The following is a 17,925-nucleotide window of genomic DNA, read 5'->3' as shown; positions in this document are numbered from 1 at the left end:
CGCTTTATTTAATAGTAGCGTTGTGTTTAGTAGTCGCGCTTTTCTGCGGAATTTACGTCTTCTAGCGTCTCTCCGCGACGCTCATAGTCACGAAGCAAGCTCGTGCTTTCAATGTGTTGCGCACCGGCTTTTGCTTGAGACTCGCTTGGGCCTGGAGCTGGAACGAACATCATATCGCGGTAGTAACGAAGCTCATCAATCGACTCAATAATATCCGCGAGCGCGCGGTGACCGCCGTGTTTTGCCGGCTTATTGCGGTAAACGTCCGGGTAAAGCCTGCGCGAAATTTCCTTCAACGTACTTACGTCGATTACACGATAGTGCAGATTTGCCATTAAATCTGGCATGTAACGGTCGAGGAACTTTTTGTCGGAACCAACGGAGTTTCCAGCAAGATGAGCTTTTCCGCGAGCCGGCAGGAAGCGCTTTACGTATTCAACTACCTGCTTTTGCGCTTCTTCCAAAGGCAAACCGTTTTTATTCCACTCGTCAACAAGTCCAGAAGAAGTGTGCATATTGCGCACAAAATCGTTCATATGAGCCACAGCGGCGTCGCTTGGCTTAATCACTAAATCAATTCCGTCGTCCAAAACTTTCAGATTAAAATCAGTTGGAACTACAGATACTTCGCATAATTCGTCATGGAAAATATCGAGTCCAGTCATCTCGCAATCAATCCAAATTAAGCGCGACTCTTCCGGCGTAAACGTAAGATCTTCCTTAGCTTCAGCCATTTTCGTTCCTTTCCTAATATTTTTTCGAACCCATCAGCCTACATCTTCGTACCGACGAGACGCGTATTAAAAACGACGAAAAGCAGGCAAGTTGTAGATAACTTGCTTAACTTTTCGTCGTTTAATGCAAAATTACTTGCGATTTATACGCGACTTATACGCGATTTAATCGCGCAACTTACGCACCACGCGACTTAGTTGTGGAAACCGCTGTAGTTTGGTGCTTCTGCAGTCATCACAATATCGTGAGGATGAGATTCGCGAAGGCCAGCATCAGTAATGCGAATAAAGCGGCCGCGCTCTTGCATTTCCTTAATATTGTGCGCACCAACGTAGAACATTGACTGGTGTAAGCCGCCGAGAAGCTGGTAAAGCACAGCGTTAAGCGGACCGCGATATGGAACTTCGCCTTCAACGCCTTCTGGAACCACCTTGTCGGAGCTGGTAACGTCTGCCTGGAAGTAACGATCCTTCGAATAAGACTTCTTACCGCGAGGAGCCATTGCACCAAGCGAGCCCATGCCGCGGTAAAGTTTGTACTGCTTGCCGTGAAGAAGAACCTTCTCGCCTGGAGCTTCCTCACATCCAGCCAAAGTGCCGCCGAGCATAACAGTGTCCGCGCCTGCAACCAAAGCCTTAGCAATATCGCCGGAATAGTGAATACCACCGTCTGCAATGCATGGAATTCCAGCAGCCTTGCAAGCCTGAGCCGCATCGTAAACTGCGGTAAGCTGAGGCACGCCAACGCCTGCAACAACACGCGTAGTGCAAATAGAGCCTGGACCAACGCCAACCTTTACAGCGTCGACGCCGGCATCAATCATAGCCTGAGCGCCTTGGCGAGTAGCAATATTTCCGCCAATAATTTGTACTCCGTCAAACGCCTTATCTGCCTTAATTCTGCGAATCATATCAAGAGCCAATCGAGCCTCGCCGTTTGCGGTATCAACCACAAGCACGTCAACTCCAGCCTCCATAAGCGCGCACGCACGCTGCCAAGCATCTCCAAGGAAGCCAATTCCAGCAGCCACGCGCAAGCGACCCTGATCATCCTTAGTAGCATCTGGATACTGCTCAGTCTTCACAAAATCCTTAACAGTAATCAAACCAGTAAGCTTGCCTTCTGCATCAACCAAAGGCAATTTTTCAACTTTGTTGTCTGCAAGCAAACGATGCGCGTCTTCTTTAGAAATATCAGAAGGACCAGTGACGAGATTTTCGCGAGTCATCACGTCTTTGACTTTCAAACGATCATAGTCTTCGGAAGCAATGAAACGCATATCGCGATTGGTAATAATACCAACTAGACGATTTTCGCTATCTACCACTGGCAAACCAGAAATATGAAAACGCCCGCACAATTTATCTAAATCTGCGAGCGTTGCATCTGGGTGAACAGTGAGTGGGTCGGTAATCATACCAGACTCGCTGCGCTTAACAATATCGACTTGCGCAGCCTGATCATCTATAGAAAGATTGCGATGAAGAACACCAATTCCACCATTTCGAGCCATTGCAATAGCCATATCGGACTCGGTTACTGTGTCCATTGCCGCAGAAATTGCAGGAACTTTCATAGTGATTTCGCGAGTCAGATGAGTGGAAGTATCCACTTCGGACGGAATAACATCAGTTTCGTTTGGAAGCAAAAGGACATCGTCATAAGCGAGACCGAGCTTCTCGAAAATTGGTGGAACAGGAGCATACACGGATTCCGTGTTCATATCAGTTGTAGCCATAGGGTTACTATACGTTTTTGCTATGACGTTTGCCGAAACGCACCCTCCAAACGCGGGCGCGACGACATGCTTGAGCGCAGCACAGCGCGCGCGAAAGCAATTCGGAGCGGAAACTCGCTCAAGTTGGAAGTCCAGTGGACTTCCAACGCGAGTTTCGTAGCGAGCGCTTATAGCGCGAGCGTACTCGCACGTTTTGAGCGCCACGCCACATTAAGAAAAACAAAATTAAGCAGTTGTTACGAATTGCGAAGTTCGGGCAGGCGACAACGCAAGTACGGCATCATTGTGAGCACAGTAAGTAGCGCAGCAGCAAGAATCATTCCAACAAGCACATACACAGCTTTAAAGAACAAAATCATAATAGAGCCAAACGCAATTAGTGCAGCCCATCCCCACAAAATCAGCACAGCACCCTGCACAGAATGCCCAATGCGCAGCATGCGATGATGCAAGTGCATGCGATCCGGATGCATTGGCGACTGCCCTTTAGCAACACGCCTAAAAATAGCCAAGCACATGTCAAGAACCGGCAAAAACAGCACAAGAATCGGCAACAAAATCGGCATAAATACAGGCAAATAAATACTCGTATGAACGGCGGAAGGATCCAAATGGCCGGTCATAATAATCGACGCGCAAGTAATTAAGTAGCCGATTAACATGGAGCCTGAGTCACCCATAAAAAGTTTTGCTGGATGCCAATTGTGCATAATAAATCCAACGCACATACCTACCATTGCAACGTCAATAAGAGTTGCCATTGAAGCGTAGGATGGCGACGTGCGCGCAAGCATGTACGAGTATGTTGCGAAGGCAATGCCGCCGATTGCAACGATTCCAGAAGCCAGTCCGTCCAGCCCATCTACAAAATTTACTGCATTAATTGAAGCAACGATTAGTATTGCAGTTATTGCGATTGACACGCTTGGAGATGCCGTTACGAGCGATCCTAGTGGCAAAGTTACGATTTGCAACCCTCCCCACGCTACAAAAACAGCTATAAGCAGCTGACCGGCAAGCTTTAGCATCCAATCTAGATCCCAAATGTCGTCGCATACCCCAAGCAGGCATATCATAACGGCTCCGGCAAGCACCACCCACGGCTGGTGAGTTCCAGCAAAAAGCCCGGAAATAAAGGGCATTGAGCTTGCGAAAGCCATGGCAACCGCGAAACCAAAAAGCATACCCACACCGCCCATGCGAGGAGTTGGAATAGTATGCACATCGCGCGCGCGAACTTTGCCAACAGCACCCATACGGATCGCAAGGTGACGAACAAGCGGCATAATAAGCCACGTAGCACCGCCTGCAATTGCTGCAATAAACAGGTATACCCTCATGAATGCGTCCTTTGCTATGCGATTACTTCGTTGGTTTTAGCAGCGTTTGCTAAATTTTCGCTTGCTTATTTTGATTGTAGCGATTTGTTAGTACCAGAAATTTAGTACCAGAAATAAGTTAATAAACTTACTCACTTAACGCATTACGAATTTCGCACTCCGAAATCACACCTTCGCGCAAAATCACAATGCCGTCTTTATCGTTTGAATCCGCACCAACTACAGTGCTTGCCACGTGCGAGCGAGTCGGGCCTGCGTTCAAATACAGTGGAATCTCGTTGCCGAAAGCCGCAAATGCTTCTTCCACACTGTCTGCACTTTCGTTACCGCTGCGATTCGCGCTAGAAGCAGCCAGTGGACCGGTGACTCGCAAAATTTGCATTAATTCCGGACAATCCGGCACGCGCACGCCTTGAGTTGATTCGATTGCTTGAGTTTTCTCATCAGTCTCATTCGTTTTGCACAGCGTTGCAAGTTTGGACGCAACCGAGTCCTTCTTAGCGCGCGCAATCGGAGAATATCCACCCGGAAGGAACTTTTTGCCTAAAATATCCAGCGGAGACGGCAAATACAGCCCAAGTTTTTCTAAATCTTCCACTCCGCTCATTAAAATTTGCAACGCCTTCGTGCGCGGTCTGCGCTTAAGCTCGTAAATTTTTGCAACTGCAGCTTCGTTAAACGGGTCGCAAGCAACGCCGTATACGGTGTCAGTCGGCACTACGATTACGCCACCCTCATTAATAATTTGCGCTGCCATTTGCAGTGATTCTTCGTTAATCGTGCAAATTTTACTCATTTTTAGCCTCTTTTGTTGCTTTTATTTATCTTGTTGCTTTTGTTTATTTGCTTATTTTATTCTGTTTGAGTCAAATCTTTCGTTTGAGTAAAGTCTTTCGTTTTAGTCAAATCTTACTTTTGCGCAAAAGTGTATCGCGGTCTGCCAGTTAAGTCATTTCCAACGCGCGCACGCGAAAAACCTACGCTTTCCGCATACTTTTTAAGCGCATCTCCTTGCGAAATATCGTGCTCCATAACCATCGCTCCCCCAGACTTAAGCAGCGCAAAAGCCGCACGCATAATCTGCTCCGGAATAAGCAAGCCGTCCGCAGAACCACCATAAAGCGCAACCGGCGGATCGTACTCTCGCACTTCAACTTGTTCTGGCACTTGACTTTCCGGCACGTAAGGCGGATTCGTTATTACTAAATCTACTTTGCCGCAAATTGCGTGAAGTTCCGGCGTGCAATCCGAAATATGCGATTTGGTTGCGTCTGCAAGCACAGCATGATAGCGACTGAAAATCTGAATATTTTCCCACTTTTTTGCAGTTTCTTCGAAATTTTTTTGCAAATATTGGAAAGCTTCAGGAGATTTTTCTACAGCCCATACTTGCGCGTCTGCAACTTCCGCCGCAATCGACAATCCAATTGCGCCCGATCCGGCGCATAAATCGACTACCGTCGGCTTGCTAATACCAGACTCTCTAAGCCAATCCAATCCAGCTTCAACAACAATTTCCGTTTCCGGCCGCGGCACAAAAACGCCCTTACCAACTTGCAAATCCAAGTAGCGAAAAGGCGCGCGACCAACAATATGCTGCAACGGCTCACGAGAAGCACGCCTAGATACAAAATCGCTATATTTACTAGCATAATCTTGCGAAAAATCGGTTAAATCGCCAAGTATTAGCGCCTTGCTCAGCTCAGCTAAGCTTACGCCGCAAGCATGAGCCAGCAGCAAGCGTGCATCATATTCTGCTGACTCCACGCCTGCAGAATCAAGCTTTTTAACAGCATCGCGCAAAACTCGCAAAAGTTCTTGCATTTTAAGAATTGCTTGGTTATTTCAGTAATTTTACTTGACTTACTTGGCTTGCGCTAAGCGGTCAGCTTCATCCGCCTGAATATCACTGTCGATAACAGGCTGCAAATCGCCGTCAAGAACCTGATCAAGATTGTAAGCCTTGTAATTCGTGCGATGATCCACAATACGATTTTCTGGGAAATTGTACGTGCGGATTCGCTCAGAGCGGTCGAGCGAACGCACCTGTGAGTGGCGCATATCCGCCGCTTCTGCTGCCTCCTGCTCGTGCTTCATAGCGAGCAAACGAGACTTTAACACGCGAAGGGCTGCCGCACGGTTTTGAATCTGCGACTTTTCGTCTTGCATGCTAACAACAATTCCGGTTGGAATATGTGTCATGCGAACCGCAGAATAAGTAGTGTTCACGGACTGCCCACCAGGGCCGGAGCTCATGAAAATGTCGATCTTCAAATCTTTTGGATCGATTTCGATTTCGTCGTCATCTTCGTCTGCTTCTGGGAACACGATTACGCCAGCTGCGGAAGTTTGAATACGTCCCTGCGATTCCGTAACTGGGATTCGCTGCACGCGATGCACTCCGCCCTCATACTTCATGCTTGCCCACACGCCATCTTCTGGAGCAGGCGTACCTTTTGCTCGAATCGCAAGCTGCACGTCTTTTACGCCGCCAAGTTCCGTTGAATTTTCGCTTTGGATTACGGTAGTCCAGCCGCGCTTTTCCGCGTAACGCATGTACATACGCAATAAATCGCCAGCAAACAAAGCCGCTTCTTCGCCGCCTGTGCCAGCTTTAATTTCCATAATCATATCGCGCGCATCATCCGGATCCCTAGGAATTAATGCAGTGCGAAGCTTTTCTTTTGCTGCTGGAATCTGCTCTTCTAAGCGCTTAGCTTCTTCAGCGAAATCTGGATCGTCGCTTGCCATTTCGTTTGCGGCTTCAAAGTCGTCGCAAAGCTGTTTGTAATTTAGGTAAGCGTTTACGATTGATCCAAGTTCTGCGTGCCTACGACCAAGCTTACGAATAGCGTCCGGATTTGACGCAACTTCCGGGCTTCCCATACGACTTTCAATATCGCGATACTCTTCTAACGCGGTAACTGCTGCCGGGAATTGTTCCTCTACTGACTCAGCCATCATATTCCTTTGTAGTCACGCTTAACGCGGATTGTAAATCAAAAATTTAAATGTTAAATATTAAACACACATGTTTAGCACATAAAACGCCAGCCCCGATTCCGCGAGTTACACGAAAGCAGGGCTGGCGTCACAAAAGCTACTTAGTCTTCTTACCGTAGCGCTTCTCGAAGCGAGCCACGCGACCGCCGGTGTCGAGAATCTTCTGCTTGCCGGTATAGAATGGGTGGCACTTTGAGCACACGTCAACCGTCATGTGATCGCCATCAGCGGTAGAACGAGTTACGAAAGTGCTTCCGCAAGAGCAGGTAACCTGCACTGCGTGATAGTCGGGATGAATACCCTGCTTCATAATGTCTCCTATGGAATTCGGGCGACCCGGGTCGCAAAGCCCCAATAGCTAAGCGTGAACCGGAACCTTCGTAATTCTAGTCACCACCCTCGACGCGCTTATAATCCGCATAAAAATGGAGCGCATGAAAAATTCAAACGCTCCAAATTTAAATAAATTATTTATTATTGCGACGCTTGCGATGGTGTTTGCCAGTCTTTACCACCGCAAGACCAATTGCTGCGATTGCTGCCGACAAAATACCAGCGGATGCAGAAGAAACCGTATTGCTACCAGTTTTAGCTAATTCCGGCTTTGCTCCAGCAGTTTCTTTTACATCCTTTTCTTGCTTCTTTTCATTCTCAATAGTTACGTCATATGAAGTATAAGAATCAAGAGAAGGAATAGCTCGTTCAGGCGTTGGAGCAGGTTTGCTCTCAGAAATCACATCAATTTCAACAGTAATTTCCGCTTCGCGACCATACTTGTCGGTAGTAGTAAACGTTAGCTCAACTTTCGGCTTGCCGTCAACAATCTTAGGCGTGCCAGAAATCTTGCATTCAGTACCAGCGCAATTTGCGTTAATGCCGTTTACAGAAGTTAAGCCTTGAGCAACTAACTCGTTAATAGTTACTTTCTTGCCGTCTACTGTAACCGTTGTGTTATTAACATCTCCTTCAGTCATGTTTTGCAATCTGAAGTTCGTTAAAACACCCTCGCGAGCAGAACCACTAAACTTAAACTTCATAGGAGCCATCTTCTCAAAGTTTGCAGTAATAATGGTTTCGCTTTCTGGGAATACCATTGCAATATCAGCGTCAGTAATACCAGCTTGCACAAGTAAATTCTTCAAAGCTTCAATAGTTGAGTGTTGTGAATTACGAATTATTTTTGCAGTATATGACTTTCCTAATGTTTCAGCAACAATAGCCAATCTATTACGACTTGCTTCATAACTCATATTCTCGTTATTTATAGCTTCAGCAAGAATATTCTTTATAGCCGCAAATGTAGAATTCTTAGATTTGCGGATTACATTAGCTGTAAACGACATGCCATAGCGTTCAGCAATCTTAGCTAATGTTTCACGCTCAATATCAGTTGATTTGTGGTTATCAGCACTGTTATAGATGGTATCAATATGTTTAGAGTAAGATACTTCATCCCAATTCTTGAATATATAACCTTTGTTAGCAAGAACGTCTGGAATATAATTCTTTATTTCAGACATTCTATCTTTACGCACCCAGTATGTATGCATTGGTGACTGCATAGTTCCGCCATTGCCAGCTACATACGTTACCTTTGTGTAGTTTTCTAAAATGAACTTTCCTGCTTGACTGCCAGCTGAAGGCAAATCTCGTTCTGCAATCACATTCGGAAGCACTTGAATAGGTACATTTTCATAACGTACTATCTTTGCACCCTTCTTATTTGGATCAGATGTTTCAACCTTCACTCTAACGGTAGTAATTCCAGGCTTCGCAATTCGAACAGAATTTGCACCGGAAGAATAAACTACACCAGCACCGTGCATGCCCGCAATCTCTAGGTTATTAGGATCAACACCAGACACAAGCTCATCAGGAGCAGGAACTTCATCTCCAACACTCTTAACAAACTGAGATACATTCACAGGCATATCAGCAATCTGATTTGCTACATATACGCGAATTTGCCTATTGTCGTTTGTGTCATTCTCAGGAACAGGCTTGTTGCCTGCATCATAAACTTCCCACTTGCTAAAGCCCTTAAGACGGTTCTTCAACTCATTAGTTTTTCCAGCAACGTCATCATCATACTTAGTACTATCGGACTTAAAGTAGATAACTTTCGGTTTATATGATCCATCATCCCACTTTCTTCCGAAAGCTGGTAAGAACACATACGGCACGTAGTTATCTGGAACTTTCTCATTACTCTTCGCGTCGATGATGTTCATCACCTTTTCATACACTGCTTGGTATGTAGTGTTTTCAGAGTACTTTAATTTACGAATCTCATCATTCGATAACAACTTTTCACCATTCGCGTTTTGCACATCAACGCTAGTTGCAGATGCTGGTTCACTTACCATCAAAGTAGTGACAGGAATTTCAGGTTGATTTGCTAAGCTTCTTCTTGCACGCGAACGAGCATCAGAATTATCATTATCAACAAAATTCTCGAGCTTCCTCCAGCCTTTGAACACGTAATGGTATCCATCAGCGTCATAATCCTTGCCAACAGCTTGCGGAGCTTTTACGCCCGTAACATCGTCTTTAAGAACGTAGTACAGCTTAGTAGTATCTTTATCAAGGCTGCCCTGATCTTTATGATCAACTTGATTGGCATTTATAAAGTTGACCTTAACATACTTATCCTTATTGAGAACAAGATCACGCTCTGCAGCAACACCAGTAAGAGGATTAGTATCACCAGGCTGATGTGAAGGCTGAGTACTATCTGGTTTCGGTAGGCTTTTATCGTACATCAACTGATAAAGCACCTTTAAGCGTCCTACAAGTCTATAAGTCTTGTAATCTGCTGCATCCTTATACTTAACTGTAACTTTCAAAGGAACAGTGTACAAAGCAGGCTTCTTAAGCATCTTCTGCTTTAACTTATTTTGTTCAGCTTCAGTTGGCAAATCATATTCGACTTTTATGTCTTCTATGCCATTATTCACAGCAGCGTCTGCTTTGAGCTGAGACATATTAGTTATAAAATCGGTTAACTTTGGAAGCGTGTCAGGCTTATCTTGCACAGCGACCAAGTAATCAGTCTGCACTGCTGGCTCTGTCCAAGGGGTTTGATCTGCCACGAACTCTTGGAATGGTTTATCAACTTTCCAATTCGAAACATCATCTATAGGCGTTACTTCTTCTTTGCCATTAATCATGCTGCTTCGATTCCAAGTTCCCTTAGCATTGGTTAGGTTCTCTTGAAGCCTTGTCAACGCACTAGTCTGGTCGCTAGCACTGTAAGGAATTTGCGAAAGATCAGTACCCTTCTTTACGTAGAACACCTTAGGGCCGTCTGTGCCGTCCTTCCACTTTCGTCCTGGAGCAGGCTTGAAGATTGCAACTACAGAATCTTCTGGAACTGTTCCATTGTCGGACGAGCTGGAGAAGTAGTCGATTCGCTTGTAAATAGCGTGGTAAGTTACGCCGTCTTGCAAATTTACTTTCTTGTAGCGGTCGCTTGAATTTATGTCAAACGTCTGCTCTTGTTTTGGATTTTCAGCAGTCGGCTTTACAACATTAGTCGCCCAACCCTTAAACACGTAGTGGTAATGCTGGTCGCTGTAATCATTGCCGAAAGCTTGCGGCACGCGGATTCTAACTTCCTTACCCTTATAAACGTACGCAGTAAGCGTAGTTTTTTCACCAGCAGGATGATTGGCATTATCTCCATCGTGACCAATAATAGTGCCTTCATCATTCTTGCCGGTGAAAGTAATCGGCGCATACTCGTCAATATGCGCTTTGCCATAGTCAGTAGCTTTAAACTTATCCCACTCGCTTGCGTACACCAAATCCGGCAGCACGCGGTACAGCACTTCAGCTTCAGCAATGTTATTGCCAAGATGCACTTGCACTTTAATCTTGTGTAATCCTGGAGTGTTGTCAAACTTTTCGCCAGGCGCAAAGCTGAACGTAGCACCAGTTGGATACTCATAAGAATTCGTTATAAGCTTCTTAGCATCATCACTACTTCCAGTACTAATATTCTCAAGTGGCGTAAGCACTTGCGGAGCTGCGGCAATAGGAGCCTTTAGCTTGAAGTGAGCAGTGTAAATTACCTCAGGATTGTTCTGCTCTTCGGAACGAATCGGCAAGCGATTCACACCATCGGAATACTGAAGCGTATGCGAGCCAACTTCAGACGAACCGACTTTTGAAGTCCAACCAACAAACTCAAATCCAGGCTTTGCTTTCACTGTTGGAAGTGGCATTTGATAAGCTTTTGTGCCCTTAATTGCGTCGTACACAAGAACAGAGCCGTCAGCTACATCCTTGTTCTGCCAGTCAACAACGCTGCCCATAGAGTCTTGACCATCAGCCACTTTGAACACGTAGCGCGTGTAGTGATCTGGGCGAGCTTGCTTATCGTCATTGCGTTTAAGCACGCGAACGTCTTTATATTTGAAAATGAATGTATCTTCTCTAGTCTGCTTACCTTCGCTATCAGTAGTATAAGTAATATTCTGCTGTGTGCTTTCCGGCATAAAGCCTTCAATCGGCTTGTAGAATACTACGTCGTACTTTCTGTTTACAGAGCTGACTTCGCTTTCTGGAAGAAGCTCCTTACCGTTTTGATCAATATACTTTACCTTATACTTGCGCGTATTGTACGTTTGGTAAATAAACTCGCCAGTATTCTGCTTCTCATCACTCGAGGCTTCAAAGCTCGTGAACTGCTTATCTGGGAAGTGCGTTTCGTCGCTGTAGACTGCTTCCGCATTGTAGCGCAAATGCTCGCGCAAGCCGGAAACCGTTTGAGTAGAAACGTGATCCACCATCGCGGCTTTTTCTGCGTCTGAAAGACCCTCTTTCTTATAGTCAGCAAACGTTACGCCTGGCTTTAAGAATATGTGCTTAAAAGTACCGTTGTAGCGAGTATCCTTAACCCACACTGCATCAAGCTTTATATCTTCTACTACTTTATTGCCAAAAGCGTACGGCAAAGTCGTGCCGTTCTTTTTAATCTCCCAGCCGTAGAAGTCGTAGCCTTTGCGCGTTGGGGTGCTTATCTTCTTTTCGTCAATAACATGGTAGCGAGGGAACTTCTTTTCCGTAACTACGTCGGAGCCACTTATTTCATTGCCGTTGTCGTCGGTTTTCGGCATATGGTAGTCAAACGTTACAGTGTGCTGAATATCAGTTGGAAGACCCCACGCAGCGTAAAGCTTAATGCCGTTGACTGGCATTGTAATATCTTTGTTTTCGCCATTTATAAACTGAGTACCAGCCTGATCAACAGCCCAGCCTTTAAACACATAGTCTTCTGGCAAATCAGCAGGGCGAACGATGGAGTAAGTCTTGTTATTAAGCGTGAAAGTGTACTTGCCGTCGAACTGCTTAGACGTATTACCGGCATCGTCTTTAGTTACAGAAGCATCATAAGATGTATCGTTTCCGTATAGCTCTTTGTCTTCGCCCGTCAAATCTTTTTTGCCGCGCTTAGTCAAACTATACTCGAACGGCAGGCTCTCTGTAGCAGCGCTACCGTTTGTAGCTATAGCCTTGCCATCCGCATTATAAAACTGCACATCGTACGACTTGCGGTTGTACCTAAATTCAAGTAGTTTGTTAGTTTCAAATTCAGTTGCATCACCAGAATAATCTTCTTGTTCATCTACTGGAACGCCCCTATACTTTCGAAATGCTAAATGATACTTTTTAGCAAAAGCATTCTTCTCATCATCACTTAAATCATCCCAATTCCCATGACCATGAGATTCGTTATACCACTCTTCCCGATTATCTTCAAAGTCGAATGGATCTAACGAATCACCAACATTTTTCTTATCATAACCATCAGCAGGATTAAAACCTGCAATAGATGGAGCTGTATATAAATAACCCGAATTGTCAGTATCATCTTTGCTATATGAATCAGTTGAAAGCTCATAATCATTGTCGTCTATATCATCGCCACCGTTTTTAGCAGACGCAATACTTTGCTTCCTAATAATCACCTGTATAGGCGCACTTTTACTACTGATATCAGCAGTAAGCAGACGCTGATTATCTTTCAACTCGTATTGCTGTGCACTAGGATTCGAAGGGTCATCGCTAATTTTAGGTGCTTGTTTCTCACCCACTACACGGAATTTAGGATCAGCAAATTCCTTTATAGTAAAACGATACGGAGGAGTGTCACGATAATTCACTTCACCTGCATATCCAAGCTGCCATCCTAAAGAGCCTATATTTTCTTCATTAAAATCTAATTCATTTATATCAGGCCAAATATCAGTAAGCTTTTGACCGTAACGAACTTTTACGCGGTAGCCCTTATGGTCAATTTTGTTGCCATCGTTATCTTCATTTTCGCTATCATACTTCGTTGAGCAATTGCCACCATCAGCATAGCAATAAATAGTTGTTTTGCCGCTTTCGTCTTTTCTTTTTATAGCAGCATTGTTACCCCTATCTACGCCAGTAGGCTTAGCAAAAATAAGCTCGTAAGTCTTGCGGTCGTAAACTAAGTTAAGAGTGTTGTTTAAGTCGTTCGCGCAAAGCTGCGATTTACTACGTTTGCCTAAATCTGGGTGACCCGGCACAAAATCATGTTGCTCAGTGTTAAGCTTTTTAGTAAGCTCCTTATTCACATGGAAGTAGCGTGTGAATATATCCTTGCCTTTGTTTGAAGCGTCACCAGGATTCGCGGTATCATACCCGTCTAAGCTTGTTACAGGCGTATCGTTCATCCAGTTGAACTTTGAAATTAAGCCGTCTTTGTAACTCTTATCCTTCGTGCCCTGCAACTCTTCTTTCGTTAAGCCAAGCTCTGGGTTTTCTACATAATTATCTTCGTTTTTACCATTAAGCTTACTAGTATCATTAGCAACGCCGGCATCATTCATCTTATTAAGCGCAACGTCACTCTCTGTCTTCACGTTCTTGCGCTCAACAAGACCAACAAAGTCGTAGTTTGCAAGCGAATCCGGATGCTCTTTGTCAACCAAATCCGCTTTTTGCACCCACACGTTCACGCGGTAGCTAGTAGTATTGTTCGCTTCCCAATTAGCGCGGAATTGCACATTGTGATCCGGCATCTTGTAGTCATCAAGAGAAACAATAGTATTCTCAGCATAAAGCGGATCACTCTCTTTGCTAGGATCTACTAAAGACCATCCTTTAAAAGTGTAACCTCGCCTAGTTGGTTTCGTAACTTGTGGCACATCTTGCTGGTAATACACTTTTTGAGCAGTAACATCCGTGCCGCCAGCAGAATCGTAAGTAACTTCATACGCCTTACGGTAGTAGCGAAGGTTCAAAACTAGCTTATCTTTTTCATCTTCAGAATCCGAAAGCGGCGAGCTAATAAGATTATGCTCCGGCTCGTAGCCTGGAATGTACAGAGCTACAGCACTCACATCTGAACCAACAGTGCCAGTAACTTCAGTGACGTGGATACGTTCTTTTTTGCCATCTTTGTAAGTTACTTCAATAGTCTTGCCAACGCCAAGATTTGGAGCATCGTGAAACTCATCCTTATGATCGAGATCCTGCACCAAGTGACGCACATAGTACTTAGCTGTTTTAGGAGCGTAGTTGATATTCAACTCGCCGTAGTACTGAATGCCGTCTTTTGCTTGTGGCTGAGCAGACGATGAAGATTGCGTAGTTGTCGTTGTTTGAGATGACGAAGTTTGCGGAGCTTGAGCGCCGTTATTGCCTCCAACAGCCGACCTTTCTTTTACAGCGTAATCAGTAATCAGCTTCTTGCTTAAACGCAAGTAACGCTTAGCATCCGCATCCGTACCGTCGTCAATAACAAACTTGTCTTCGCTGTTTTTAATGTAGTACTGGTAATCACCGGAGTGATATACGGACGGACGGTATCCAGCAGCCTTTGGAAGCTCAATGTACTCGTACTTGCCATCTTTGCCTAGATTATCGAAGTCTTCTTGATCAATTGTAAGCTCATACGGCTGCACAAGCTGCTTATTCGCAGCACCACCAATCGTATAGCGAATTTTCAAATTATACGTAGCTTTTGGCTTTTTGTCGGTTTGTACCTGTTCGTTGGCTTGCTCTGTGTTTTCAGCAGTTGGATGCTGCTCATTCGGCTTAATTACCTGGCTGTTTGGATCAGTTGCTGCGTTATTAGTTGTTGTGCCAGCGTTCGATGTAGAAGCAGGTGAAGGATGCTCATTGTTCGAAGCAGGCGTAGTGCTTTTCTCTTCGCCTGAGACGTTTGCATTTGCACCTTGTGCAGTTGTATTTTCTGTACTTGGTTTCGCTGTAGTTCCAGCACCAGCGTTAGACGCTGTACCTGTTGAAGGTGCAGGAGCAGACGGTGCAGTCGTATTATCTACAGTGTTCGCAGTCGGAGCTGCAGACGCATTATTTGCAGACGGTGCAGTCGAGGTTGCAGGCGCACTTGTTGTAGTAGTTACACTATTCCCGTCGGAAGCACCATCGCCGCTCTCAACAGACCTACGAACACGCACTCTTGGCGTATTTGCATCGCTTGCCGCATTCGTATTTTCTGCGTGAGTGCTTGAAGGTTGTTCGCTTGTATTCTGCTCGTTTGCAGGCTTTGCGCTTTCAGTATTTACAGGCTGCGTATTTGCTGGTTGTGCAGGCTGCTTATTTTCACCTGGCTTAACCTCAGCAGGCTTAACGTCACCAGCATTTTCTTCCGGTTGCTTTGTTTCTGCAGGTTGCTTTGCATCTTGTTCTGCAGTTGACGTTGATTCTGGCTTTGCAGTCGGCTTCAAAGTTGGAGTCGACTCTGGCTTTACTGCTGGATGAACTGGCTGCACTGGCGCAGGCGCACTTACTGCATAAGAATGTCCGAAATTAACCTGTTCTGAAGAACTACCTAACTGCGAGTCAATTCCATCACGCTGTTGCACTTCGTGTTGTTGCGATTCGCGCTGCTTTGCTTCACTCTTATTTATTTCACGCTGCTCAATCTCACGCTGTTGTGCTTCACGCAACTTTTGCATTCGTGCATCATGGCGCGCAAGCTCTACAAACTTTTGAATTTGTGCACCCTTATTGAGTACGCCAGCACCCCACCGCTGCATATTCAATTCATCTACATCAGGCTTTACCTTTGCCCATTTTTGCGTCGTATTAGACGCATCGATAATATCTTTTTGAGTAGGCTGAAGCGCGGAAGCCACAACAGATGGAAGCATCATTGCCAAAGTTGAAGCAACAGCAACTCCAGCAACTCCCTTACGCAAAGCACGAGAACGCTTCACTGCATGAGCCTTACGAAGTGTTCTTCTTGGTGCCATATCACCATATAAATCTTTACGCTCTGCCATTATTTCTCCTCACTCCAACCATTTTCAAGTAAATCGCGCATACTTATAAATCTTCATATATATTATATATGAATACAGTATACGGGCATAAAATAAACATTTGTTATAATCTTTTATTCGTTACAAATCAACTACAACTCATATTTACACTTGGCAAATAAAATCACCTAACTAATAATATACTAATCAATACCCCCCCCCCAAAAAAAAATCATCCAAACGACTATGCCGTGAGGAATAAGTGCTCAAGCAGTTCGTCGCGTTAAAATATGATACAATGTAGAAACGTGTGCTCTAGAGCAACAATTGTTTGAAAAATCAAAAGGGGTCGATCGGTTTCGACGGCGATCTGTTCGCCGCGGGGAAGCGTGCCGAGAATGCGGAAGTCCACTCGTAAACGTCCTTTCGCAAAAGAATAAGTGCTAAATCTAATCGCACTGAGTTCGCTCTCGCTGCCTGAGCTTCGCGCCAGGATTAACCAGTGAGCAGCTGCTCCGTTCACCCACTCACGTCTTCGGAGTGGTGCTGAACGTCATGAGAAGACTTGCTTGAATTGCCGAGCTGCAGGGCAATTCAGGGACTTTTACTGTAGATATGCTCGCCATGAATTGTCTGCTATAACATGGGGGCAGAAAAACTGCCGTGCGGCCAGCAGACTACGCACGTAGAAGACCGAGGGTACGGTCACCGGACCGGGGTTCAATTCCCCGCGACTCCACAAACGCAATAACGCCACTGCTCACACAGTGGCGTTTTTGTAGTAAAACCCAATGTTTCCAAGATTTAAGTTAAGCTTCGAAAGCATCTCCGAGATGGTGCTGAGTAGCGTGCTCAGTAGCATCAGAACTATTGCAATCAAACTCCCCCGCATCCGCAGCATCAACAATCGCGAGCGCAGCTTCCGCAAGATCCGGTCGCAACGCGTCCAACCAGTGGATGCGAGCATCCCTACCAAACCAACCCATTTGTTTGCGTGCAAGTCGTCGAGTTTTTTGTGCAATATCCGCAAAAGCCTCATCCTCGCTCCACACGCCATCCAAATAATCCATAATCTGCTGGTAGCCAAGAGCACGAGATGCAGTCACACCCAATCGCCCTCGAATCGCGCGCACCTCATCCACAAAACCCTGCTCACGCATAATTTGCGTACGTAAATCCACGCGCTTATCTAAATCTTCACGACGCAAATCTAAGCCAATTTGCACGCAATCAATCACATACTTATACTTCGGAAGCGTTGCGGAATAAGGCTTTCCCGTAAGCTCAATCACTTCAAGCGCGCGAATTGTACGTCGCGGATTGCGCGCATCCATATGAGCCGCAGCAACCGGATCCTTTTGTTGCAACTCATCAAACAGCGCACTCGCTCCCTCTTTGCGCTCGCGCTCCTCCAAAGCTGCACGAATAGACTCATCCGTGCCTGGAAATGTAATATCATCCACAGCAGCACGAGCATACAATCCCGATCCTCCAACTAAAATCGGCCTCACACCACGCGATTGCAACTCACTAATACACTGTCTGGCCAAAACTTGAAATCGCGCAACCGTCATCGTTTCTTCAGGATCAATTATATCAAGCAAATGGTGTGGTACTTCCGCCTGCTCCTGCGCACTCGCCTTAGCCGTGCCAATATCCATGTAACGATACATTTGATACGCGTCTGCGTTGATGATTTCCGCACGAATCCTACGCTCAGCTAATTTTTTCGCAAGCGCAATACCAAGACTAGTTTTGCCTGAAGCCGTAGGACCAACCATTGAAATTACTTTAGGAATATTATCCTGCTTATTTTCAGACAAAATACACTCCTCGTCAAAATACT

Annotated in this window: 9 protein-coding genes and 1 other RNA gene; 1 reads left to right on the top strand and 9 read right to left on the bottom strand. The window is 45.4% G+C overall.

Translation table 11 applies throughout. The annotated features are described in order from the left end of the window. Positions 1–26: 26 nt before the first annotated feature. The 8 genes from orn to HXT59_RS03290 form a co-directional block, all read right to left on the bottom strand. A complete protein-coding gene (gene orn, locus HXT59_RS03325; RefSeq protein WP_421784102.1) occupies positions 27–734 on the bottom strand; it encodes an oligoribonuclease in 708 nt (235 codons plus the stop codon). A gap of 194 nt (positions 735–928) precedes the next feature. Next, positions 929–2,473: an IMP dehydrogenase gene (gene guaB / locus HXT59_RS03320; RefSeq protein ID WP_421784100.1), complete on the bottom strand. Its 1,545-nt coding sequence runs from the start codon at positions 2,471–2,473 to the stop codon at positions 929–931. 236 nt (positions 2,474–2,709) lie between these two features. Further along, the gene (locus HXT59_RS03315; protein ID WP_004108465.1) at positions 2,710–3,813 is read right to left on the bottom strand and encodes an MraY family glycosyltransferase; all 1,104 of its coding nucleotides are present in this window, start codon (positions 3,811–3,813) and stop codon (positions 2,710–2,712) included. Positions 3,814–3,940: 127 nt separating this feature from the next. Further along, on the bottom strand, positions 3,941–4,609 hold the full coding sequence (locus HXT59_RS03310; protein WP_116773683.1) for an L-threonylcarbamoyladenylate synthase: 669 nt from the start codon (positions 4,607–4,609) through the stop codon (positions 3,941–3,943). 113 nt (positions 4,610–4,722) lie between these two features. Beyond that, entirely contained in the window at positions 4,723–5,637 is a 915-nt protein-coding gene (gene prmC / locus HXT59_RS03305; RefSeq protein ID WP_421784098.1) for a peptide chain release factor N(5)-glutamine methyltransferase, read from the bottom strand. A 39-nt stretch (positions 5,638–5,676) separates the two neighbouring features. Continuing rightward, complete coding sequence (gene prfA, locus HXT59_RS03300; protein WP_012914392.1) at positions 5,677–6,774, bottom strand: peptide chain release factor 1; 1,098 nt, start codon at positions 6,772–6,774, stop codon at positions 5,677–5,679. A 139-nt stretch (positions 6,775–6,913) separates the two neighbouring features. Beyond that, positions 6,914–7,126, bottom strand: coding sequence for a 50S ribosomal protein L31 (rpmE, locus tag HXT59_RS03295; RefSeq protein ID WP_004118797.1), 213 nt, complete (start codon positions 7,124–7,126; stop codon positions 6,914–6,916). A gap of 157 nt (positions 7,127–7,283) precedes the next feature. Beyond that, the gene (locus HXT59_RS03290) at positions 7,284–16,100 is read right to left on the bottom strand and encodes an InlB B-repeat-containing protein (protein WP_421784096.1); all 8,817 of its coding nucleotides are present in this window, start codon (positions 16,098–16,100) and stop codon (positions 7,284–7,286) included. A 324-nt stretch (positions 16,101–16,424) separates the two neighbouring features. Here HXT59_RS03290 and ssrA point away from each other — a divergent pair. Beyond that, positions 16,425–16,821: a transfer-messenger RNA gene (gene ssrA, locus HXT59_RS03285) on the top strand. Positions 16,822–16,888: 67 nt separating this feature from the next. Here ssrA and miaA read toward each other — a convergent pair. After that, on the bottom strand, positions 16,889–17,902 hold the full coding sequence (miaA, locus tag HXT59_RS03280; RefSeq protein WP_421784094.1) for a tRNA (adenosine(37)-N6)-dimethylallyltransferase MiaA: 1,014 nt from the start codon (positions 17,900–17,902) through the stop codon (positions 16,889–16,891). Positions 17,903–17,925: the final 23 nt, after the last annotated feature.

The organism is Gardnerella sp. KA01001 (genome assembly GCF_049244025.1).
In the GTDB taxonomy this organism is placed as follows: Bacteria; Actinomycetota; Actinomycetes; order Actinomycetales; family Bifidobacteriaceae; genus Bifidobacterium; species Bifidobacterium swidsinskii.
This window is presented reverse-complemented; position numbering and strand designations above follow the sequence as displayed.